The organism is Leucobacter aridicollis, assembly GCF_013409595.1.
GTDB lineage: Bacteria > Actinomycetota > Actinomycetes > Actinomycetales > Microbacteriaceae > Leucobacter > Leucobacter aridicollis.
The window spans coordinates 1,467,671-1,489,536 of record NZ_JACCBD010000001.1 but is presented as its reverse complement, the minus strand read 5'-3'; the positions used below and the strand labels follow the sequence as shown (position 1 = coordinate 1,489,536).

At 70.1% G+C, this 21,866-nt stretch carries 17 protein-coding genes; 3 read left to right on the top strand and 14 right to left on the bottom strand.

Translation table 11 applies throughout. From position 1 onward, the window contains the following. Positions 1-9 precede the first annotated feature (9 nt). The 6 genes from hisG to BJ960_RS06850 form a co-directional block, all read right to left on the bottom strand. Positions 10-852 carry an ATP phosphoribosyltransferase gene (gene hisG / locus BJ960_RS06875; RefSeq protein ID WP_185986748.1) on the bottom strand — a complete coding sequence of 281 codons (843 nt, stop codon included), beginning with the start codon at positions 850-852 and terminating at the stop codon, positions 10-12. A 105-nt stretch (positions 853-957) separates the two neighbouring features. Next, positions 958-1,221 (bottom strand): phosphoribosyl-ATP diphosphatase, encoded by a 264-nt coding sequence (locus BJ960_RS06870; protein WP_121078427.1) that lies wholly within the window; start codon positions 1,219-1,221, stop codon positions 958-960. 571 nt (positions 1,222-1,792) lie between these two features. Then, positions 1,793-2,134: a thiamine-binding protein gene (locus tag BJ960_RS06865; RefSeq protein ID WP_121078429.1), complete on the bottom strand. Its 342-nt coding sequence runs from the start codon at positions 2,132-2,134 to the stop codon at positions 1,793-1,795. A 100-nt stretch (positions 2,135-2,234) separates the two neighbouring features. Continuing rightward, entirely contained in the window at positions 2,235-2,636 is a 402-nt protein-coding gene (locus BJ960_RS06860; RefSeq protein WP_185986747.1) for a cupin domain-containing protein, read from the bottom strand. A 43-nt stretch (positions 2,637-2,679) separates the two neighbouring features. After that, positions 2,680-3,207 carry an Lrp/AsnC family transcriptional regulator gene (locus BJ960_RS06855; protein WP_185986746.1) on the bottom strand — a complete coding sequence of 176 codons (528 nt, stop codon included), beginning with the start codon at positions 3,205-3,207 and terminating at the stop codon, positions 2,680-2,682. Positions 3,208-3,310: 103 nt separating this feature from the next. After that, positions 3,311-4,768: an aldehyde dehydrogenase family protein gene (locus BJ960_RS06850; RefSeq protein WP_121078433.1), complete on the bottom strand. Its 1,458-nt coding sequence runs from the start codon at positions 4,766-4,768 to the stop codon at positions 3,311-3,313. 354 nt (positions 4,769-5,122) lie between these two features. Between BJ960_RS06850 and BJ960_RS06845 the strand changes: the two genes are divergently transcribed. Together BJ960_RS06845 and BJ960_RS06840 are read left to right on the top strand one after the other, a co-directional pair. Continuing rightward, the gene (locus BJ960_RS06845; RefSeq protein ID WP_185986745.1) at positions 5,123-6,559 is read left to right on the top strand and encodes an NAD(P)/FAD-dependent oxidoreductase; all 1,437 of its coding nucleotides are present in this window, start codon (positions 5,123-5,125) and stop codon (positions 6,557-6,559) included. A gap of 114 nt (positions 6,560-6,673) precedes the next feature. Then, a complete protein-coding gene (locus tag BJ960_RS06840; protein WP_185986744.1) occupies positions 6,674-6,997 on the top strand; it encodes a DMT family transporter in 324 nt (107 codons plus the stop codon). 52 nt (positions 6,998-7,049) lie between these two features. Here the strand turns inward: BJ960_RS06840 and rpe are convergent, their stop codons facing one another. From rpe to BJ960_RS06805, 7 genes are all read right to left on the bottom strand, one after another. Continuing rightward, positions 7,050-7,712 (bottom strand): ribulose-phosphate 3-epimerase, encoded by a 663-nt coding sequence (gene rpe / locus BJ960_RS06835; protein WP_121078440.1) that lies wholly within the window; start codon positions 7,710-7,712, stop codon positions 7,050-7,052. Positions 7,713-7,716: 4 nt separating this feature from the next. Further along, positions 7,717-9,180 carry an MFS transporter gene (locus tag BJ960_RS06830; protein ID WP_185986743.1) on the bottom strand — a complete coding sequence of 488 codons (1,464 nt, stop codon included), beginning with the start codon at positions 9,178-9,180 and terminating at the stop codon, positions 7,717-7,719. 122 nt (positions 9,181-9,302) lie between these two features. After that, positions 9,303-10,916, bottom strand: coding sequence for an RsmB/NOP family class I SAM-dependent RNA methyltransferase (locus BJ960_RS06825; RefSeq protein ID WP_185986742.1), 1,614 nt, complete (start codon positions 10,914-10,916; stop codon positions 9,303-9,305). Beyond that, positions 10,913-11,872 carry a methionyl-tRNA formyltransferase gene (locus BJ960_RS06820; protein ID WP_185986741.1) on the bottom strand — a complete coding sequence of 320 codons (960 nt, stop codon included), beginning with the start codon at positions 11,870-11,872 and terminating at the stop codon, positions 10,913-10,915. Before BJ960_RS06820 ends, BJ960_RS06825 begins: the two co-directional genes overlap by 4 nt. 50 nt (positions 11,873-11,922) lie before the next feature. Further along, positions 11,923-15,624 carry a hypothetical protein gene (locus tag BJ960_RS06815; RefSeq protein WP_185986740.1) on the bottom strand — a complete coding sequence of 1,234 codons (3,702 nt, stop codon included), beginning with the start codon at positions 15,622-15,624 and terminating at the stop codon, positions 11,923-11,925. Further along, a complete protein-coding gene (locus tag BJ960_RS06810) occupies positions 15,621-17,054 on the bottom strand; it encodes an SWIM zinc finger family protein (protein ID WP_237463816.1) in 1,434 nt (477 codons plus the stop codon). The genes BJ960_RS06815 and BJ960_RS06810 overlap by 4 nt, the downstream gene beginning before the upstream one ends. Before the next feature lie 87 nt (positions 17,055-17,141). Beyond that, complete coding sequence (locus tag BJ960_RS06805; protein ID WP_185986739.1) at positions 17,142-18,116, bottom strand: IS481 family transposase; 975 nt, start codon at positions 18,114-18,116, stop codon at positions 17,142-17,144. 214 nt (positions 18,117-18,330) lie between these two features. On the opposite strand from BJ960_RS06805, the gene trpB reads away from it, so the two are divergent. Further along, positions 18,331-19,548, top strand: coding sequence for a tryptophan synthase subunit beta (gene trpB, locus BJ960_RS06800; protein ID WP_185986738.1), 1,218 nt, complete (start codon positions 18,331-18,333; stop codon positions 19,546-19,548). Positions 19,549-19,744: 196 nt separating this feature from the next. On the opposite strand, the gene BJ960_RS06795 is transcribed toward trpB, so the two are convergent. Continuing rightward, the gene (locus tag BJ960_RS06795) at positions 19,745-21,859 is read right to left on the bottom strand and encodes a primosomal protein N' family DNA-binding protein (protein ID WP_307814755.1); all 2,115 of its coding nucleotides are present in this window, start codon (positions 21,857-21,859) and stop codon (positions 19,745-19,747) included. Positions 21,860-21,866: the final 7 nt, after the last annotated feature.

Sequence of the window (21,866 nt, the reverse complement as noted above, 5' to 3'; positions counted from 1 at the left end):
TCCCTCCCTTTACAGGCGTGCGGCGTGGATCGCGGTCACGAGAATCGCACGGGCGCCGAGATCGTAGAGCCTGTCCATGATCGTGTTTGCGTCATCGGACGGAACCATGACGCGTACCGCGACCCATTCCTCGTCGCGCAGCGGCGACACGGTTGGCGACTCAATGCCGCCTGCGACGGCGATCGCGTCGTCGAGGTGCGCGACCGGCAGGTCGTAGTCCATGATGACGAACTTCCGGGCGACGAGCACGCCGCGCAGCCGACGCATGAGGCGCTCCATGCCGGGGTGCTGGCTCGGGCCCCCAATGAGCACGGCCGTCGAATCCAGAATGACGGGGCCGAAGATCTCGAGGCCAGCCGCGCGCAGGGTCGCGCCCGTTGAGACGACGTCGGCGACGGCATCGGCAACGCCGAGCTGCACCGCCGACTCGACGGCGCCGTCAAGCTTCACGAGCGTCGACTCGACGCCGTGCTTGCGCAGGAACGTGTCGACGAGCAGCGGGTAGCTCGTCGCGACGCGCTTGCCCTGCAGGTCTGTGAGTTCCTTGATGTCGCCCTCGGCGGGCGAGGCGAACCGGAACGTCGAGTCCGCGAAGTCGAGCTCCGCGATCTCGTGCGCCTCGGAACCGGAATCGAGCAGCAGGTCGCGGCCGGTGATGCCGACATCGAGCGCACCCGAGCCGACGTACGTAGCGATGTCGCGGGGTCGGAGGTAGAAGAACTCGACGTCGTTCTTCGGGTCCGCGTGAACAAGCTTGCGGGAATCCTTGCGGCCGGAGTAGCCGGCCTCCGCGAGCATCTCCGCGGCAATCTCTGACAGCGAGCCCTTGTTCGGAACTGCGATGCGCAGCATGTGGAATGTCCTTCCATCGTGGCCGGCGCACGAGTGTGTTTCGGCCGAGTGAGTTTTAAAGGTCAGCGAAACGCGCCGACGCATGGCTCAAGCCGAGCGTCGACGCTACAGATGCGTGTACACGTCTTCGAGGGTCATGCCCTTTGCGAGCATGAGCACCTGAAGGTGGTACAGCAGCTGGCTGATCTCCTCGGCGCAGGCCTCTTGCGACTCGTACTCGGCCGCCATCCAGACCTCTGCCGCCTCTTCGACGATCTTCTTCCCGATCGAATGCACGCCAGCGTCCAGCCGGGCGACAGTGTCGCTGCCTTCGGGCCGCGATGCGGCCTTCTCGGCGAGCTCGGCGAAGAGCGTGTCGAAGGTTTTCACTCGATAACCCTATCAGGGCTGGCGGGCGGCCCGCGCCACGGTGCCCTTGCTGCGGGCTCGTCCGCCCTGCCACAGCCGCACCCATACCCACAGCCAGCACCAGTCACAGCCACAGCCACAGCCGCAGCCAGCACCCGCACCCGCAGCCAGCACCAGTCACAGCCACACCAAGCACCCGCACCCACTGCAATCTGCAGTTCGAATGCCCGACACGCCAGCGGCTGGGCATATCTACTGCAGATCACATAGACAGCGGCAGAGGGAGATCTCTGGGAGGCGGTGGATTCCCCGCTCTTCGGTCAGTGGACACAGAGTTCAGCTCAGTCGGAGCTTCTCCCAGGTGCTTGCAGGGGAAGGCGTTGCCGCAATAAGTCCGTGGATCTGCAGGTGGAATGCCCGACACGCCTCGGGCGGGGCCTAACTATTGCAGATCACATTGGAAGTGGGCGTGGCAGCAGGGCTCAAGCACGGGCTCAAGCTCAGGCTCAAGCACGGGCTCAGGCAGGGGCTCGCAGCACCACAAGCAGAGGCGCCCCGAGGGCCGCACCCTGCGCGCCCCACCCCAGAACGGCTAGCTGTGGCGGCCGCGGGCCCGGGCGTCGGGCACGCCGCCCTCGATCGCCTGCTCGAGGCGCTCAAGCTTGCCGTCGAGTTCGCCAGTGAACCCGGGCCTGATGTCGGCCTTCATAACGAGCGATATCCGCGAGCCGAACGGCATGACGGCCTCGGTCGCGCGCTTCACGACGTCGAAGACCTCATCCCACTCGCCTTCGATCTCGGTGAACATGCTGCTCGTTCGGTGCGGCAACCCAGACTCGCGCACGATTGCAACGGCCTGCGCGACCGCATCCGAAACTGAACCGTCTGAGCTCGTTTCGCCCCCACTCGGAGCGACAGAGAACGCGAGAATCACAACCAGGTCCTTTCCACGTGGCGGCGCACCACAGCTGGCGCCCTTCCAGCAGAGTATCGGTTGGCTCCCTGCAGATCCGCAGGGAGCCAACCGACGGAGGTTATTCCACCGGGAGGATATAGAGCTTTCGGAGATCCTCGCGGATGACCCACTCGGTGCGCATGCCTGCGGCGAGGCGGCCGAGCGAGCCGGGGCGAAGTTCGATCACCGAATCAGGATCGCCGTCGTCGCCGAAGATCGTCACCGTCGCGCTGCCGCGGAGCACGATAAAGCACTCGTCGGCCTCAACGTCGACCGCGGTCCCGGCCGTCATCTCCCAGACGCCGAGCGACAGCCCGGGCCCGGCGTCGATGTCGGTCGCACCGGCCAGCGGGGCGCCCGCCCGAACCTCCGCGGCGGGCAGGTCCTCGAGAGGCAGCCCAAGCGCGAGCGTGTCAATCACGGAACCAGCGGCCAGGGGCGCGTCGCCCGCCTCCGGCGCGTCAGTCTCGTCGTGTGCCATCGTGTGTGTCTCCTTCGACTGTGCCGCATACCGCAGCAGGTGTTCAGTGAGCGGTGAGCTCGTCGCGCTCTCCACTTGGGTCGTCTTCCGCCTCCGCGGCGGGCACTGGCGGCGTGTCGCCGACGCCCCACCCGTAGGCGAGCTTGTAGGCCTCGAGCACGAAGAACGTCTCGGCGCCGATGATTCCGTCTTGCTTGGGCAGCCGGTCGTGCAGGAACTCCGTGTAGTGGGCGACGTCGCGGCACACGACCTCGACCATCACGTCGAACGGCCCGGTCGTGAGCACCACGTAGCTCGTCTCCGGGAGCTTCGAGAGCTCCTCACAGACGAGCCGCGCCTTGCCCATCTCGCACTTCAAGCCGACGAGGGCGAGCCTGTCGAACCCGATCCTGAGCGGGTCGGCGACCCCGACGATCTGCAGCGTCCCCGACTCCTCGAGCCGCTGCACGCGATAGCGCACGGACGACGCGGGGATGCCGGTCTCCTCGGAAATCTCCTTGAACGAGCGCCGCCCGTCCGACTGCAGAATCGCGATGAGTCGCCGGTCGATGTCGTCGAGGTCGGTTTTCATGGGGGCTCCTTCAAGACGGTCGGGGGTCGCGCTCGTCACAATCTATCAACGCGCCGATCGGCCACGGGGAACCACGCCCCGTGGCCGATCACGCGGGTGCGCGTTACGCGCCGATGTGGATCACACCGGTGCGCAGGTACGTCATGTCGTGCAGCGTGTACATGCCGCCGATGCGCCCCCAGCCGGTCCCCTTGCCGCCGGCGCCGCCGAACGGCATGTTTACGTCCCACCAGCCGTTGGAGTCGTTGACGACGACCTGGCCGGTCTCCATCTCCTCCATGAAGCGGAATGCCTTCGAGAGGTTCTCGGTGAAGACGGCGCCCTGCAGGCCCAGCGGGTCGTCGTTCGCGATACGCAGTGCGTCGTCGTCGTCTTCCGCGACGATGATCGGGAGCACGGGCCCGAAGGACTCCTCACGCGACAGCAGGCTGTCGGTGGTGACGTTGTCAACGACGGTGAACTCGTAGTACAGGTCGGTCGGCTGGCCCTCGCGGCGGCCGCCACCGAGCAGGATATCGAGGCCGCGCTCGCGCGCATCCTCCATGTGACGGTCCATCTTCGCTGCGACGCCCTCGTTGTTCAGCGGGCCGAGGTTCGTGTTCGGATCGAACGGGTCGCCGAGCACAACGGTCTTCGAGTATTCGAGTACCGCTGCGACGAACTCCTCGTGGACGTCCTTGTGGACGATCACGCGCTCGGTCGCGCAGCACACCTGGCCTGCGCAGTAGAAGGCACCGTCGACGGCGGCCTTCGCCGCGCGCTCGATGTTCGCGTCCGCGAGCACGACGACGGGGCCGTTGCCCGACGCCTCGATGAGCAGCGGCTTCAGGCCGGCGGTCGCCTGGATCTTGGTCGCGGTCGCGGAGGATCCGATGAAGCCGACCGCGTCGATGCCGGGGTGCGACACGAGGGCAGCACCGAACTCACCCTCGCCGGGCAGGACCGACACGAGCCCGTCGGGCACGCCCGCCTCGAGCAGGGCGTCCATCGCGGCGAGCACGGTAAGGGGCGTGTTCGTCGGCGGCTTCACGACGTGCGCGTTGCCCGTCGCGAGTCCCGGTGCAACGAACTCGGCGAACATGAGCAGCGGGAAGTTCCACGGCGTAATGATGCCGAACACGCCGATCGGGGCGCGCTGGGTGATCTGTCGCTTCTGAATGTCGTTCGAGGGCAGCGTCTCACCGTACAGGCGCACGGCGTCCTCCGCGTGGAGGTGGAACAGCTGCGCCGCCTCCTTCACGTCGGAGAGCGACTCCTCGTAGGGCTTGCCCTGCTCGAGGGACTGCAGGCGGGCGAGCTCCTCGACGCGGGACTCGAGCGCGGTGCCGACCTTGTGGCAGATCTCGGCGCGCGCGAACACACCGAGCTTGCGCCACGCGGTCTTCGCCTCGTGGGCCTTCGCGACGGCGAGGTCGAGGTCGGCGGTCGTCGGTACCGGGATCGACGCGATCTTCTCGCCCGTCGAGGGGCTGAAGATGTCGGCGCGCTCGGTCGATGCACCGTCGGTGAACTCACCGGCGATGAACAACTGGGTCCGAGTCGGCACTGGCAGGGAACTCATGGCGATACCTCCGTGTATCAGTAACTGCAATGTTGCATGCCAACCATACGACAAGGTTCACGGTTCCGCAAGATAGGTCGGGTTTAGTTTGCTGAGACAGCAACCTAGCGCGCCTGAATTGACTATTTGAGCAAATCAGTGCACGATGCATCTTGTCCACTCGACGCAGGGGTATACCCCGATAACAACGGAGTTGTCATGACGCACACACCCGCCACACGCGGCAACCGCGACCCTCAGACCCGCTGAGCCCGCCAGCTCAGCGACGGCCCGGTCACAGCCGGGTCTCCCCGCCTCGGCCCGCTGCTCTCCCGGCGGGCCGGGGCTCCATCCCAAGATCGAAAAGGAACACGCATGACGACCTACGAGCGCGCCGAGGCTGCTGTCTCTGCGGAGCGCATCGACGCAGCCCTCGCGAACACCCGCCGCGAGCCGTACTGGCTTGACACGGACGAGCGCCCCGCCGCGCTGCCACCCGCGACGGGGGCGCTCGAGACCGACCTCCTAGTCGTCGGGGGCGGCTACACCGGGCTGTGGACCGCGCTCCTCGCGAAGGAACGCGATGCGTCACGGCGCGTGATCCTGATCGAGGGGCAACGCATCGGCTGGGCCGCCTCGGGCCGCAACGGCGGATTTTGCGAGGCGAGCCTGACACACGGGGCGAGCAACGGCGAGCGCCACCTCCCGAAGGAGACCGCGCGGCTGCACGAACTCGGTCTCGAGAACATCCGCGAGTTCGGCGAGACGGTTCGCCGCTACAACATGGACTGCGACTGGAGCGAGACGGGCGTGCTGCGCGTCGCCTCAGAGCCGTACCAGGACGCGATCCTCAGGGCCGATGCCGCGTCCGACCCCGACGCCGTCTACTTCGATGCCGCGGCAGTGCAGACCGAGGTCAACTCCCCCGTGTATCACGGCGCGCTCTGGGAGCGCGAGGGCAACGTGCTCGTCCATCCCGCCAAGCTCGCGTGGGAGCTCCGCCGCGTCTGCCTCGAGCTCGGCGTCGACATCTACGAGCAGTCGCACGCAACAGGCATCAGCGCCGCTGCCGACGCCGTCACCCTCACGACCGACGGCGGCGCGACGATCCGCGCGCAGCGTGTCGCGCTCGCCACGAACGTGTTCCCGAACCTCCTCAAGCGGGCGCGACCGTTCACGGTTCCGGTGTGGGACTACGCACTCATGAGCAATCCGCTCACGCCCGAACAATCCGCCGCGCTCGGCTGGGCCAACGACCAGGGCCTCGCAGACATGAACAACCGCTTCCACTACATCCGCAAGACGCGCGGGGCGGACGGGCTGGAGCGCATCCTCTTCGGCGGCTATGACGCGCTATACCACTTCGGGAAAGGCCTCAACGAGGAGTACTACAACAGCGAGCCAACCTACCGGCGGCTTGTCGCGCACTTCTACGAGACGTTCCCCGTGCTCGGCGACATCGGATTCAGCCACGCATGGGGTGGCGCGATCGACTCGTGCAGCCGGTTCTTCTCGTTCTTCACCCGGGCGCATCGCGACCGCGTGGTTTCCGCGACAGGGTTCACCGGCCTCGGCGTCGGCGCGACGCGGTTCGGTGCCAACGTCATGCTCGATCTGCTCGACGGACTCACGACCGAGCGCACCCAGCTCGACCTCGTCCGGAAGAAGCCGATCCCGTTCCCGCCCGAGCCGATCGCCGCGCTCGGCGTCAAGATCACCACGGCCGAGATGGCTCGCTCAGACCGGCGTGAAGGCAAGCGCGGCCTCTGGCTGAGCACCATGGATGCCGTCGGCATGGGCTTCGACTCCTAGCCGACGCGCCGCGGCGGGGCGCGCACACACCGCTCTGCCCCCGCCGCGGCCCCGCCGCCGCGCCACTCCGACCACGGCTTTCCGACCACGGCTTTCCGACCACGAAGGACACTCATGCACTGGGCACTTCTCGCCGCCGCCATCGCCCTTGAGGTCTTCGCAACCTCGATGCTGAAGGTTTCCGAGGGCTTCACGAAGCTCTGGCCGACCGTCGCGGTACTCGCGGGCTACGCGCTCTCGTTCTACCTGCTGTCGCGCGTGCTGCAGAGCATGCCCGTCGGCACCGCATACGCCATCTGGTCGGCCGCGGGAACCGTGCTCGTGGTCGGCATCGGGTTCGTCGCCTACCACGAGCGTTTGACGGCGCTGCAGCTCATCGGCGTCGCCCTCACCATCGCCGGCGTCGTGTTACTGAACGTCGGCGGCGCGGCAGACTAGCGCTCGCTCGTGCGCGCGGGCTCGTTGGCTGACTGGCTAGAGCGCGTCCGGGCTAATGCGCGTGCTGCGCGGCCGCCGCGCGCAGGTCGGCGATCCGCTCCTCGGGCACGCCACCGTACACCGCGGAGCCCGCGACGAAGGTATCTGCGCCCGCCTCGGCCGCGATGCCGATCGTATCGACAGTGATGCCACCGTCGACCTGCAGCCAGACGTCGAGGCCGTGCTTCGCGCGCGCCTCGGCGAAGCGTCGCAGCTTCGGCATCATGTCGGGCATGAACGACTGGCCGCCGAACCCGGGCTCGACGGTCATCACGAGCACCTGATCGAACTCGGGCAACAGCTCGAGGTACGGCTCCGGGTCGGTGCCCGGCTTGAGCGCGATGCCGGCGCGCGCGCCGATGTCCCGAATCTTGCGGGCGAGCGCGACCGGGTCAGTCGACGCCTCGACGTGGAACGTCACCGAGAACGCCCCAAGCTCTGCATACCCGGGAGCCCAGCGGTCGGCGTCGCTGATCATGAGATGCATGTCGAGCGGCACCGGCGACACCGCCTGAATGCGCTCAACGATCGGCGGGCCCATCGTGAGGTTTGGCACGAAGTGATTGTCCATCACGTCGACGTGCACGAGATCCGCGGTGCGGATGGCCTCGAGCTCTGCCTGGAGGTTGACGAAGTCTGCGGACAGGATGCTGGGGTTAATGCGCTGCGCGGTCACGTGACTAGTCTACGGCGGTCTCGGGGGCGCCGTGCCGCGGCGCCGGACCTGTCGCCGGCCGGGCGGCGAACCCGCGAGAGAGCGTGCGGTACGAGCGGGTGAAGAATGCGGCGCAGGCGAGCAGGATCATCCCGATCCCCGTGCACACAAAGATGAGCGCGATCCCGCGGCTGTCGCCCTCGCCGAGCAGCCACCCCCACTCGCGCTGCCCCGTGTCGGTGCGCATGAACGGCACGATCCAGAACTCCGCGATCGGCGCGATGATGAGCGAGGTGATCGGCGCCGCCGCCGCCTCGAAGGTCATCGCGAGCCCGAACACGCGCCCCTGCTTCTCGAACGGCACGACGCGCTGGATCACCGTTTGTTCGGCGGCCTCGACCGCGGGCATGAGCGCCATGAACACCCAGATCCCCGCGATGAACAGCCAGGGCCACTCGCGGATCGTGAACGCGATCCCCACGACCCCGAGGATGCCGACGAGCACCAGCATGGTGCGGATCGGGTTCGGCCCGAGGCCCCACTTCGCGACGGCGAGACCGCCGACGATGAATCCGGTCGAGGCGAGCCCGAAGACGAGTCCCCAGACCTCCACCGGGAACATCGTGAGCCCGTACGGGTCGAGGAGCGCCATAAACGCCCCGCTGCCAAGGTTGTTGAACGTGCTAAACAGCACGAGCGCGAAGAGCCCCGGCACGGCGAGCATTGCGGCCATCCCGCCGCGGAAATCGACGGCTGCGCGGTCAGGATCGCGGGCGACGACGGGCTCGGGGATGCGCAGCAGGTGCAGGTGCACGAGCGGGACCGCGACGAACAGCGTGGCGAGCAGGATCGTCGTCCCCATGCCGAGCAGTCCAATGGAGAGACCGCTGAGCACGCTGGTCGCGATGAAGGCGAGCCCCTGCACGGTGCCGACGAGCCCGTTCGCGTTCGCGTGACGCTCGACGGGCACGAGCAGCGTCACGGTCGTCGCCAGGGCGAGGTTGCGCATGAGCTCGACGACGCAGCCGGCGAGCACGACGAGCGTGAACAGCCAGAACCAGGGGGCGTCCAGGCGGAGCAGCAGCTCCCCTGGCACCGCGAAGAAAAGTGCGCAGCCGACGGTGAACGCGATGAGCGTCGCCCAGGCGCTCAGCAGCATGACGCGGTGCTTGCGCATCCGGTCGACGAGCGACCCGAACCACGTGGAGCAGCCGGCAAGCAAAAACATGTAGACGGCCCCGAGGACCCCGGTGGCGAGGATGCTTCGGGTCTCCAGGTACACCCAGAACACGATGGCGAACCAGAGAAAGTTCGTCGTCAGGTTCGCGACCGCCGTGTTGACGAGCACGTGGGCGAAGGTCCGGCCGCCGGTCGCGGGCGTCTCCACCGGGGCTCCGCCCGGTGCGCCGTCGGGGGCGTCTGTGGGCGCTTCGGAGGCCGCCCGCGCCGTGTCACGGGGGCGGGGCTCCGTCGCGCCCGACTTATTCATAAGGTAAGAGTAGGCGCCACATCGCGGAAACGAAAGAAATTCATCCCGCAGTCAGGCGGGAGCGCCAGGAGCCCCGGGAGCACCGGGAGCCCCGGGACCCCCGCGCAAGCGAGCGCCGCCCGCTACCGCGCCTCGCGGGTGAGCAGCGAAACGAACATCGCGTCGGTGTCGTGCCGGTGCGGCCACAGCTGCGCGCTGAGCTGGTCGCCCGGAAGCTCCGGCTGCGCGTCCTCCCGCGCCGCAGCGCGCACCGCTGCCTTCGCGTCGAGTTCACGCAGCTCGGGATGCCGCTTGAGCGCCCGTTCGACGCCGACCCGCGTCTCCGCGAGGTGCGGTGAGCACGTCACGTAGGCGAGCACGCCGCCCGGCTTCAGGTGCGCAACGGCCGCGTCGATGAGTTCAGTCTGCAGCGCCGTAAGTTCGGGGAGGTCGCTCGGCTGCTTCCGCCAGCGTGCCTCAGGCCGCCGCCGGAGCGCGCCCAGGCCGGAGCAGGGCGCGTCGACGAGGATCCTGTCGTACAGCTCGTGCCCCTCGCGCCCGCACCCGAACGCCTCCTCCTCGCGCCCATCGTGGCTCACGACCGTCACCGTATCCGGGGCGAGCGCCAGCACGCCGTCGACCGAATTCCGCACGAGCTCCGCGCGGTGATCGGATACCTCGTTCGCGCGAACGGTCGCGCCTTCGACCACCGCTTCCGCGCCGAGGATCGCGGTCTTCCCGCCGGGGCCCGCGCACAGGTCGAGCCAGCGCTCGCCCTCGGCGACCGGGGTGGCCCGCACGAGCGCGAGGGCGGCGAGCTGGGAGCCCTGATCCTGCACCCGCAGGAGGCCCGCCGGGATCGCCGCGCGCTCCTCCGCCCCCGCGATCGCGCGACCAGGATCGCCGCCGGTGAGCTCAAGACCGATCGGCGACGGGCCGACGGCGTCGAGCGTGTCGGGTTCGACAAGCGCGAGTTCCTCGGCGGTGATGCCGGAGCCTTCGAGCAGGGCCAGGTTCACGCGTGGCGAGGCGTTGTCTGCGTCGAGGAGCGCGTCGAGCTCTGCCTCGCTGCCCTCGGCGCGGAGCGCGTCCCGCAGCGCACGCACCACCCATGCCGGGTGCGACGTGCGTACGGCGAGGGCGTCGTCGGCGTTCCTCGCGGTCTCGGCGATGCGCGCGTCCCACTCCTCGTTGGTGGACCGCCCGATCTCCCTGAGCACACCGTTCACGAATCCAGCGGCGCGCTCATTCCCGACGAGTCGCTGCAGCTCGACGCTCTCATGGACCGCAGCGTGCGCCGCCGTGCGCATGGCGAGCAACTGGTGCGCGCCGATCCGGAGCACGTTCAGGGTGCGCGCGTCGATGTCCGCGGCCGACCGGTCCGCGGCCAGTTCGATGATGCGGTCGAGTCGGCCCAGCGAGCGGAGGGTCCCCGCGGCGAGCTCGGTGGCAAGCGCAGCGTCGCGGCCGTCGAGCCTGGCGTCCCGGATCCGGGAGGCCAGCGCAAGGTTCGCGTACGCGTCGCGCTCGACGACGTCACGCAGCACGTCGTAGGCGACGATCCTGGCGCCCGAGATCCGGGGGCGGCCCTGACGCTGGCCGCCGCGGCCGCCTGCTCCGCCGCGCGGGGCTCCCCCGCGTCCGCTGGCTCGGCCCGCGTTCGGCCGCCCGCCGCGATTGCCACCACTGCGACCGCCGTCGCGGCCGTTTCCCCGAGCGGCGTCGCCGCGCCCGCTGTGTGACTGGTGCTCGCTCACGCGAGGTCCGCCTTTCCGTCGCGGCCGCGCAACCACGCGGCTCCGTCCATGGCCGGCTTCCCTGCCGGCTGCACACGCGCGAGCTCGAGCCCGGCGGCGCTTCCTGCAGCGTTCACGGTCCCGCACCCGACGACGGCCCGCTTCGCGACGAGGCGCGCCTCGCCAGGCGCGAGATCCGCGGGCACCGCCGCCGCGAGCCCCGCATCGAGCGGACGCAGCTCCGTCAGCTTGATCGGGTCGCCGCCGATGAGCGCGTACGCTCCGGGCTCCGGCGTCACGCCAGCCCAGTGCGCGAGGACGGCCTCCGCAGACGCCCCCGAGCCAAATGCGATGAGTCCGTCTTCGCGCGAGAGCTTGTGCGCGTACGTGTCTTCACCGACCTGCGCTTCCCCCGCCTCGGGGTCCTCCGCGAGCAGTGCGACGGCGCGCAGCAGTGCATCCGTCCCGGACGCGGACAGCGCGGTGAGCGCCTCGCCGGCTGAGGTGCCGGGCGCGAACGTCGTCGAGCCGCGCGTGAGCACGTCCCCCGCGTCGAGCGCGGCGACCAGCCGAAACACAGTCACCCCGAGCTCCTGCTCCCCCGCCATGAGGGCCCGTTGCACGGGGGCGGCTCCGCGCCACCGCGGCAGGTCCGAGAAATGCAGGTTGATCCAGCCGTGTGCGGGACTCGACAGCAGCGGCTCACGGATGAGCCCGCCGTACGCGACGATGACGCCGAGCTCGGGTGCGCGGTCCTGGACCCAGGCGGTCGCCTCGTCGCCGAGCCGGTTCGCCTTCAGCGTGTCGATCCCGAGCTCCGAAGCCGCCTGGGCGACGGGCGAGGGCGTGAGCACGCGCTTGCGCCCGAGCGGCGCGTCCTCGCGTGTGACGACGCCGACGACATCGTGGCCGGCGTCGACCAAGGCTCGCAGACTGGGGACGGCGAACTCTGGGGTTCCGGCAAACACGATACGCATCAGGCTATTCTCTCACCCCGCTGGCCGAGTCGGGCGCCCGGCGCGTTGTGTCACCCGAGCGCGTCCCGCAGCGCCCGCGCCTTCCGCAGCGCGGCCTGCGTGCCCGTGCGGCCCGCGAGCTCGGCGAGTCCGGGCCAGCCGGCAGCGTCGGCGGGGATCAGCCCCCGCCTCGAGGCCTCGACACACGCCGCGGAGCGCAGCAGCGCGGCGTCGAGCACCCGGTTCAGCCATCGGGGCGGGCTCGGCTGTGCGGCGGCCACGCGAACCGACTCGGTGAGCGCTGGCCACAGCACGCCAAGCGAGTCCGGCTCGGCCTCGATCATGCCTGCCAGCTTCACCGGAGTGAAATCTGGGCTCTCCAACAGCCGCGCGACCGCGAGCCTGACGGAGTCAGCCCCGACACGCCCGTCCCGCACCGCCGCGAGCACGTGATAGCCACTGCCGTTGTCATGGTTCATGCCGCTCAGCAGCACGGCGACCATGCCGACCGTGAGCGGCGGGACCGGTTCCCCGCTCGCGAGCGGGCCAGCGTTGCCGTCGCGCCAGTTGCGGTGCTCGGCGATCCTGATCGCGTGCGCTGCGGGATCCCACCGCAGCCACGACCGCGAAGCGTGCCGCACCTCGTCGGCGTCGGAGAGGATCTCGGTCATCCCGCACTGGCCCTCGCGCTCGAGGTCGTAAAACCATGACGTGCGGGTGCGGAAGCAGCGGGGTCCGTCGGCGGGATCGGCGAGGCGCTCGGGCGGGAACTCAAGCTCGATCTCGAGCAGCCGCGTCGAGGCCGCGGGGTCCTGCCAGCGCGCGCGGATCGTCGCGCCGTCATCGATCGCCGGCGGAGCGACGACGTCGGACTGCCAAAACGCGGCGAACTCGGCATCGGTCATCACGGCTTCGGCTGTTGCCGGCCCGCCCGTCGGCTCGACAGATCCCGTCGGCTCGGCAGGCTCCGTCGGCTCGGCATGTCCCGTCGGCTCGGCATGTCCCGTCGGCTCGGCAGATCCCGTCGGCTCGGCAGGTCCCGACTGTTCGGCCGTCTCCGGCGCGCGCTCCGGCGCTGCGTCCGGGAGCCCCGCGACAACGGCGCGCGCGAGCTGGACGGCGCGCGACGACCCGCCCGCTGCGGCGAGCGCGCGAACGCCGGAAACCTGGAGCGCACCGGCCGGCGCGACGCCAGTGTCAACCGCGGCGATCACCGCGGGCAACAGCTCTCCGATCGCGTCGACGAGTTCGGCGGTGCCAGCAAGACGCCTGGGCGCAGCGACCGAGAGCGCGACGAGATCGTCGAGGAGCGGCCAGGCGACGGCGAGCATCCCCTCATCGGCAAGGTCGAGGCACGCGGACGCGAAGGCGGCGAGTTTCGTCGGCGTCTCGCTCCAGCCGAGCTTCCGCACGTCGGCGACGCCGGGAACGAGGAGCCCGCGATCCCAGCCCTCCCTGAGCGCGAGTGTCGCGTCGACGACGGCGCGCTCGTGGGGGCCGCGCTGCGCTCCGACAAGGTTGATGGCCTGGCCAGGGGTGAGCGGCTCGCGCCGCCGCACGAGCTGGCGCAGCACGAGGCCGACCTCGGCGTTGTCCAGGTCCCCGGCCGCCAGCGCGGTCCAGTCCCCACCGACGGGCAGCACGCCGACCCCGATGTCGCTTCCGTAGGTGTCGGCCTTCAGCCTGACGGGGAACGCAGCGAGCGCCGGCGGCTGTTCGAAGTGCGCTGTCCCCCACCAGTGCCGCTGCGTATCGAGTTCGACCTGGGGCTCGGTGAGCGGCTGCGCGAGGTACTCGGCGGCGACGGACCCGGCCCGCACCGGCAGCTCCGCGCCGTCTTGGCCGACGATGGCGACGTCGATCTGGCGGAGCGCGTCGCGCTGTTCGGGCGTGACCGCGGCGGCGTCAACCCGGAGCAGGGCGAGGAAGAGGTCGGCCTCACTCGCCGCCACCTCTTGCGCGGCGTAGGACCGCAGCCTGGCGGTGAACGCGTCTGCGGAGAGGCGCATGTCATCCCAGGTCGGAGTCGAGAGCAGCACGGGGACCTCGCCGAGGCGCTGCGTCACCGCCGCGTCGCGGGCGGGAGCGGGGCCGAAGACCGTCGGCGTCGCGCCGGGGAACGCTTCGCGGGCCGGCCGGTCAAGCGCGGGGAGGCTTTCGCCCGCGACCCACTGCGCAATACTGCGCAGCCCCGGCACCCAGTGCTGGCGCACGCCGCGGAGGGTCGCGCGGGCGAGATCAGGATCACGCCGGGCCAGCTCGTTCGCGAGCGCGAGGAAGCGTTCGGCGACCGGGTCCACCGCGCCGCCCTCGGGGCGCACGGACAGCTCGGCGGCCGCCGCTGTCACGGCTCCCACGAGCGCGTCAGTGTGGGTCGCGGCGAGCGCGGTAAGTTCCTCGGCAGCGAGGGCGGCGGTGTCCACGGCAGCGAGCGCGGCGGCGCCCCGCGACTCGCCCACCCCGCGGCCCTGCGACGTGCGTGACCCGCGGCTCTGCGACTCGCGCACCCCGCGGCCTCCGTCGTCCAGCCCGAGCGAGAACCGCGGCACCTCCCAGAGCGGCGGAGTCGGCTCCCAGCGGCCGCGGACGGTGCCCGGCGCCGCTCCTGCGGGCTCAGCGCCCGCGCCCACCATCGCGGCTGTGTCGGGCGCAACGCCCCAGGCGTCCAGCAGCCGCGTTGCCGCGCGGGCGAGCGGCACGTCGTTCCCGATCCTGAGCGGCTCCACGAGCGCGGCAACCTCGGCGCTGACGGCGGCGCTGGGAGCGGGGCGGCCGGCGGCCGCGACGAGCAACGCGCGGCGCGCCTTCTTCGGCTTCACACCGAGCCCGAGCATCAGCACCTCGAGCAGCGTGTCGTCGCCGCCGTGGGCGATGAGCGCGGGCCCGAACGCCTCGGCGAGGGGCGCGTCCCCCGTCGCGATGGCCGACACCAGCGCGTCGGCGCGGCCGAGGAGGTCTGCGCGGCGCGCTTCACCAGTGAGCCCGAGATGCTCGGTGAGGAACGCGGCCCACACCTTCCGGTCGCCGGGCCGCTGCGCGGCGTCGAGTCCGGCGAACCCGAGGTCGAGCGCGGTATCCGCATCGAGCCAGCCGCGGTCGAGCGCCGCCGTGAGCAGCACACCGAACGGCCCGGTCACACTCAGTCCGAGGGCGACCGCGGCCGCCGCGTGTTCGCGGAAGCGGGGGCCGAGCACCGCTGCGGGAATCTCGCCACGGTCGCGGGGCTGCAACCATCCCTCGTTCGCGGGCGCGCCGAGAGCGTAGACGGCCCAGTCGCGGAGGTAGTCCAGGCGCTCGGGAACCGGGAGCGAAAACTCGTGGACCAGTCGCACCGTGGAGCCAGCGAAGCGCGAGGTCGCGTCGATCCACATCCGTCCGCCGCGCGCCGATGCGTGCGTGACGAAACTCTGGGCGTACTCCGCATCCCGGTCTGCGATGACCGCTGTGAGCAGCTCGTCGCCGATGGCACCGCTCGCTGGCGCGACCGCGACGGCTCGCTTGGCGGAGACGCCAACGCGGATGGCGAACAGGGCGAGCAGTCCTGCGTGGACGCCCTCGCCGAGCCAACTGCGCCAGCCGTAGCTCGCCGCGTCGAGAGCTTCAAAGGATCCCCACTCGCCCGACTGCAGCCCGGCGCGCGCGGTCCGCTGTTGCTCCGGGGTGCCGAGCGGTAGGGCGAGGATCGCCTCCGGCGGCAGGTCTGGGGTTGCGTCGGTCCAGCCGAGCGCGCGGTACACCGCGAGTGATTCGTTCAGTGCTGCTGAGGCGCTCACGCCTGCTCCTTCAGTGTTGGGGTGCGCTGACCGGTGTGCTGGGACGCGCGGGCTCGCACGATCTCGACGGCAAGCGCGTGCTTGCAGGGGCCGCGCCCTGCGCCGTGACGAAGACCCCACGCGCAGCCGCACACGAGCTGCCCGTCGTCGCCGACACGCACCAGACTGTCGCTGGCGTGGTCGCCGGGTTCGCCGCCCCGCACGACCCAGCTTCGAGGCTCCCCCGAGCCCGCCGCACCCGCGCCCGGCGCCACCCGACCCGCGGCCACGAGCGCTCGGGCCGCGGCGAGGCGCGGACCGTCGCGCTCGATCCGCGCCGGATCGTCCGGCAGCTCCCGATGGAAGTGCGCGTCGTCCGCGAGATCCCACCCGACCCTGCCGGAGGCGGCGAGCACCGCGATCGCCCCGTCCGCGCGGGCCCGCGTGATCCCTGCCGCGTGTGCCAGACTGTCGGCGTCGAGCACGGGTTCGAAGGCGAGCAGCGCCGAGACGACTTCCGCGTCGGCGACGACGTCGTCGCCTGCAAGCGCCGCGAGGAGCGCTCCCTCCCCCGAATGACCGCGCCACGCCTCCGCGGTCAGGCCGAGGGTGAGGCGCGCGTGCGGGAGTTCAAGGACGACGGCGACCGCGCCGGTCTCCGCGTGCGGCGCACCGTAGACGGTCGCGCCGCGCAGGTGCGGGAGGAGCCGCTTCGCAGCGCTCAGGCGGTGCAGCCCGGGCACGGCGATCGCCCCGGTCGTCGGCCGCGACGCGATCCGCGTTCCCGCTGCCGTCGGCGCGAGCCAGGCCGTTCGGCCGCTCGCCGTCGCCGGCGGAACGGCCGAGACGAAGGCGCGCGCCTCCTGCGCGGTCAGCGTCACGAGTGGTGCCATGCGCGCGTGGAGTTCGGCGACGTTTCCGAACGCCCGCACCCACCGATCTGGCATGTTCACGGGGCGCTCTGCTGCCTGGGCGCTCGGCGTGGCGAGCACCGCGCCGCCGGACCCAACATCAAGATGCAGCAGTTCAGCACGCCGCACCCCGGACAGCACCGCGCGCGACTGCTGGCCGAGATCGACGTTCGTCGTGCCGTGCGCGATGTCGCCGCCGTCGAAGCCATCGCCGAGCAGATCGAGCCGCGCGTACACGCTGTTGCAGGCTGAGAAGCACTCCGCCCGCAGCCGGTCACCATTCGCCGTGAGTACCGGGTCGCGCATCGTCGTTGGCACGTACTGGAAGTAACGGGTCGCCGTGATGTCGGCGAGCACGAGGAGTCCGCGGGCGAGCACGAGCGGCTCGGTCGCGAACCCCGAGAAGAAACTCGGCGAACGGTCGATGCCCTGCGCGGTGAGCGCCGGCGCAAGCCCGAGCAGCAGCCCGTCCGGACCCAGCCCGGTCGGCGCGCCAAACGCCCGCGGGGCCGGCGGAGCTGGCGCATGCTGCATCGTCATGTCTCGATGCTAGCGACCACGGGTGACACGCGCGCGCCGCTGGTGCTACACTCGCCACATGCAGATCGTGATTCAGTGGTGGGCCGCCTAGGTGTACTGACCTCGACCGTTGTTGACTCGGTCGATGGGAGTTTGACCGTCGATGCCGAGGTGAGCTCTGTCTAGGTTGTAGTAGTCAAGCCAGGCCGTCAATCCTGCTCGACGTTCGTCGTTAGAAGTCCAGGGTCTCGCGTACGCCCACTCTGTCGCGAGAGTGCGGTTGAGGCGTTCGACTTTCCCATTGGTCCAGGGACAGTGCGGGCGAATGAACCGGTGCTGAATACTGTGCTGGGTGACGACGTCTCTGAACGCGGCGGAGTGCCGGTACGCGAACGCGTTATCGCTGATGACACGCTCAACACGTACCCCAAGCGACGCGTAGAACCCGATCGCGCGTTCAAGGACACCGGCCGCGGTCACGCCTTTCTCGTCGTCGTGGATCTCGGCATACGCGACACGAGAGTGGTCATCGATCACGGTGTGGACGTAGTCGTACCCTTGTCCTCGTTTCCGGTTCGGACGTTCGCTGCGCCCATGGAGCCGCCACCCACCGCCGTCAGGGATACGGCCGAGCTTCTTCACATCGATATGGATCAACGAGCCCGGATACTCGTGTTCGTATCGGTTCGCGGACCGTCGTTCCGCACGGATCCTGATCCCAGTCACGGGATCAAGTTCACGTAACAACGGGGTGTGATGGCGACGCAGCACCCGCCCGACTGTCGAGGCGTGCATGCCGAGCTTGCCCGCGATGAATACCGGGCCACGTCTGGTGAGCGCGCGCACGATCCGCACCCGGGTCTCCATGCATCCGGGAGTGCGCCGCGGATGCGACCTGGCCGCGCTCGACCGATCCCGTAATCCCGTAACCCCGGCTTCCTGGAACCTGCGCCACCACCGCCACGCAGTCGTGCGCGAGATTCCCATCTCCGAGGCAACATGAGCGACAGGGCGACCCGATTGAATGCGTTGGACCAGGATCATTCTACCGGCAGGAGCGAGCCGGGCATTAGCGTGAGACATGAGAGACCTTCGTTTGAGCGAGTAGGGGAACTAGACAGCTCCAACTCGACAACGAAGGTCTCTCCTATGTCAACAACCCTCCGGGTCAGTACACCTAGGGCGGTCACTCTTCACGCATCTGCATGCACCTCGACACCGCCTCTCGGAGGCGGTGTTTTTTGTCTCACGAGTGGCGTTCAGACACACACTCAGTGACCACGAAGGATCTCCACTCATGACTCAGACCACCACTGTCTCGCCATACCGCGCAGACGAGCACGGCTTCTTCGGCGAGTTCGGCGGCGCACCGCTGCCGCCCTTCCTCGTCGAGCCCATCGCCGAGGTCGCGCGCGAGTACGCGAAGGCCAGCGCGGATCCCGCGTTCCAAGAGCAGTACCAGGCGCTACTCGCGAAGTACGTCGGCCGTCCGTCACTGCTGTACTTCGCTGAGAACCTCACCGCGAAGCTCGGGGGCGCGAAGATCTACCTCAAGCGCGAAGACCTCAACCACACGGGCGCGCACAAGATCAACCATTGCCTCGGCGAGGCGCTGCTCGCGAAGCGCATGGGGAAGACGAAGGTCATCGCCGAGACCGGCGCCGGCCAGCACGGCGTCGCATTGGCAACCGCCGCGGCGCTCGTCGGGCTCGACTGTGAGATCCACATGGGCGCCATCGACGTCGCCAAGCAGCACCCGAACGTCGTGCGCATGGAGCTGCTCGGCGCGAAGGTCGTCTCCGTCGAGGAGGGCGGCAAGACGCTGAAGGAGGCCGTGGACTCGGCATTCGGCGTGTACGCGGCGAACCCCGAAGAGTACTTCTTTGCGATCGGCTCGGTCGTCGGGCCGCACCCGTACCCGTCGATGGTGCGCGATTTCCAGTCGGTCGTCGGCCGGGAGGCGCGCGCGCAGGTGCTCGAGGCTGAGGGCAAGCTTCCCGACTACCTCATCGCGGCAGTCGGGGGCGGATCGAACGCGATGGGCTTGTTCGACGCGTTCCTCGAGGACGAGGCCGTGGGCATCATCGGCGTCGAGCCCGCCGGCGAGGGCCTCGAGGGCAGCCGTCACGCTGCGACGATGACGCTCGGCACCCCCGGGATGCTGCACGGCATGCACACGAAGGTGCTGCAGGACGCGAACGGCGAGCCCTCGGCAGTGCACTCGATCGCCTCGGGCATCGATTACCCCGGAGTCGGCCCGCAGCATGCTCGGCTCGAGCAGCTCGGCCGCGCAACGTACGTCACCGCCTCCGATGCGGAGACGCTCGATGCGTTCCAGCTGCTCACCCGCACCGAGGGCATCATCCCTGCGCTCGAGTCGTCGCACGCGGTCGCGCACGCCGTGAAGCTGGCCCCGACGCTCCCCGCCGATGCCGTGATCATCGTGAACCTGTCGGGTCGCGGCGACAAGGACGTGGACTTCGTCGCAGAGCGCCTCGCGCAGCAGTCGAAGTAAGCGGCGTTCGGGGCAGGCCCCCGGGTTTCCCACCCGCCAGCACCCGCCCCGCCAGCCACCACCCGCCAGACTTTCTCTACGGTTTGACGTAGTTGCGCCTCTCGAACTACGTCAAACCGTAGAGAAAGTCGCGCTCGGGGGCACGGGAAGGGGCGGGACCCTGGAACGCCACGCCGTGCCGCCCCGCGGGCCCGACCTACCCGTCGAACACGCCGCGGTCATCGAACCGCAGCCTCAGCGCCTCGGGGACGGCCCGCCCGGGGGCGCGCCCCTTCTGGCGAGACGAGGCCCCGGCCGCATCCGAGACGAGCGCACCACGGAGGCGCTTCGCGACGTCGCTCCCCCGCGCATACTCAAACCGCACGATCGCCCGAACAAGCTTGGCTCCGCGCGCGGCGGGGTCGGACGCTGCAACGGGCGTCGGCCCGAGCACCTCGACGCCGGCCAACGTGTCCGGAGTGCGGAGCGCCGCGAGCGCACGATCGACCTGGGCGGAACCGCCGGTCACGCTCGCGACCCGCACGGCGGGTGGGTACCTGAGCGCCTGCCGGTCGCGGAGCTCGCTGTGCAGCCACTCGTCGATCCGCCCCGTGACGAACGCCTGCACCACGGGACCGCCGCCGGAGGCCATGAGGCAGACCCCGTCAGGCGCGGCGAGCGCGGCAGCGTTCTCCCACCACCGCAGGCAGTCCTCGCCGGCGCGCAGGTTCTCGAGGCTCAGCAGCCGCTCCGCGTCGAGCAGCACGACCGCCCGATACCCGCCAGCCGCGAGCGGTTCGGCCCCGCGTGTCGCGACCACGATCGCAGGTCTCGCGTCGACGCGCTCGCGTGGGTGGTCGCCGTCGGAGAGCAGCACGCGAAACCCGCGGAACTGGCGTTCGAACTGCTCGACCGTCCGGGCCGATCCCATGCCGCGTTCGGCGAGCCGGTTGCCGCCGCAGCCTGCGCACGCCCACCCGCCTGCGTGCTGCCCGCACCACCGGCACGCGGCAGTTCCGGCCGTGCGGAACCCGATCGGGCCGCCGCAAGCAGTACACCGGGCGAGGTCGCCGCAGTCGCCGCACACCGACACGGGCGCATACCCGGGCGTCGCGACCTGCACGAGCACGGGTCCCGTCCGGAGCCCCTCGCGGATTGTCTTCGCCGCGAAGTCTGGCACGCGTCCGGCGAACGCGTCCGGCGCGATCGACTGATCGGCGTGGATGACGCGGGTGCGCCTGGGCGGGTTCACCTGGTCCTGCACGTAGCCGATGAGGGTCAGCCGCTCGACCTCGGCGCTGCGGGCGTGCGCGGCGAAGAACAGCCCGGCGCCCGACTGCTCGGCGCGCACCAGCGCCGCGTCGCGTGCGTGCACGTAGGGCGCGAGCGGCTCGGCGAGGACGGGGTCGCCGTCGTCCCAGATCAGGATCGCGCCAAGCTCGTGCGCCGGAGCATAGACGGCGGAGCGATTCCCGATGATAATCCGAGCCACCCCGTCGAGCGCCTGCAGGAAACTGCCATAGCGCTCGGCGTTCGATTGCCTCGCGTCGACGCGGAGCACGTCGGCGGCGCCGAGGGCGGCGAGGGCACTCTGGAGCTGATCCTGATCGCGGTAGTCCGGGAGCACGACGATCGCGCTCTTGCCCGCGGCATGGACCGCCATCGCGACGTGGGCGAGCCGGATCGCCCAGGCGCCAACCCACTCACCTGTCGACAGCCGTTCGGGCGAGTGCGTCGCGGTGAGCGCGAGCCGCTCGCCAGTGACGAGCCTGGCGGCGATGGCCGCTGAGTCGGCGTCAAGTGGTTCGGCTGGCGCGTGCGCTGACGCCTCGGGCGGCGTCCCGGCGGCGGCGAGGTGTTGTTTCTCGACGCGCACCTGCCTGCCTGGGATCGCGAGACGCAGAATGTCGCCCGCCGAGCCGCCGGCACGGTCGGCGACCGCGCGGGCAAGCCGCCAGACCTCGGGCGTGAGCTGCGGGACCGGGCTCACGATGTCGGCGATCGGCGACAGTTCACCGCCGAAGCTGCTCGTCTCGGCGAACCCGATGACGTACCCGAAGGCCTTCCGCTGTTGGTTGCGGAACGGCACGCGAACGCGTTGGCCGACCCGCAGCTCGCCCGCGAGCTCCTCGGGGACGGCGTAGTCGAACAGGTGGTCGAGCTGCGGGAGCGCCGAATCGAGCAGCACCTCGGCGACGGCACGCCCGTTTGGCGCTTCGGCGTCGAGACAGCTGCACGTCGACGCGGGAGCGGCCGGCTCCTCCGTGGCTGGAGCGGCCGACTCGCCGTGCTCCGCGTCGGCGGGGACGTCGCTCAGCTCACCGGCCGACACGCCGCCG

Bases quoted from the DNA above. Each gene is read 5' to 3' on its own strand.
- hisG (WP_185986748.1), bottom strand. From the start codon at position 852: ATGCTGCGCATCGCAGTTCCGAACAAGGGCTCGCTGTCAGAGATTGCC.
- BJ960_RS06860 (WP_185986747.1), bottom strand. From the start codon at position 2,636: ATGGCACACGACGAGACTGACGCGCCGGAGGCGGGCGACGCGCCCCTG.
- BJ960_RS06855 (WP_185986746.1), bottom strand. From the start codon at position 3,207: ATGAAAACCGACCTCGACGACATCGACCGGCGACTCATCGCGATTCTG.
- BJ960_RS06850 (WP_121078433.1), bottom strand. From the start codon at position 4,768: ATGAGTTCCCTGCCAGTGCCGACTCGGACCCAGTTGTTCATCGCCGGT.
- BJ960_RS06845 (WP_185986745.1), top strand. From the start codon at position 5,123: ATGACGACCTACGAGCGCGCCGAGGCTGCTGTCTCTGCGGAGCGCATC.
- BJ960_RS06840 (WP_185986744.1), top strand. From the start codon at position 6,674: ATGCACTGGGCACTTCTCGCCGCCGCCATCGCCCTTGAGGTCTTCGCA.
- BJ960_RS06830 (WP_185986743.1), bottom strand. From the start codon at position 9,180: ATGAATAAGTCGGGCGCGACGGAGCCCCGCCCCCGTGACACGGCGCGG.
- BJ960_RS06820 (WP_185986741.1), bottom strand. From the start codon at position 11,872: ATGCGTATCGTGTTTGCCGGAACCCCAGAGTTCGCCGTCCCCAGTCTG.
- BJ960_RS06810 (WP_237463816.1), bottom strand. From the start codon at position 17,054: ATGACGATGCAGCATGCGCCAGCTCCGCCGGCCCCGCGGGCGTTTGGC.
- BJ960_RS06805 (WP_185986739.1), bottom strand. From the start codon at position 18,116: ATGTCTCACGCTAATGCCCGGCTCGCTCCTGCCGGTAGAATGATCCTG.
- trpB (WP_185986738.1), top strand. From the start codon at position 18,331: ATGACTCAGACCACCACTGTCTCGCCATACCGCGCAGACGAGCACGGC.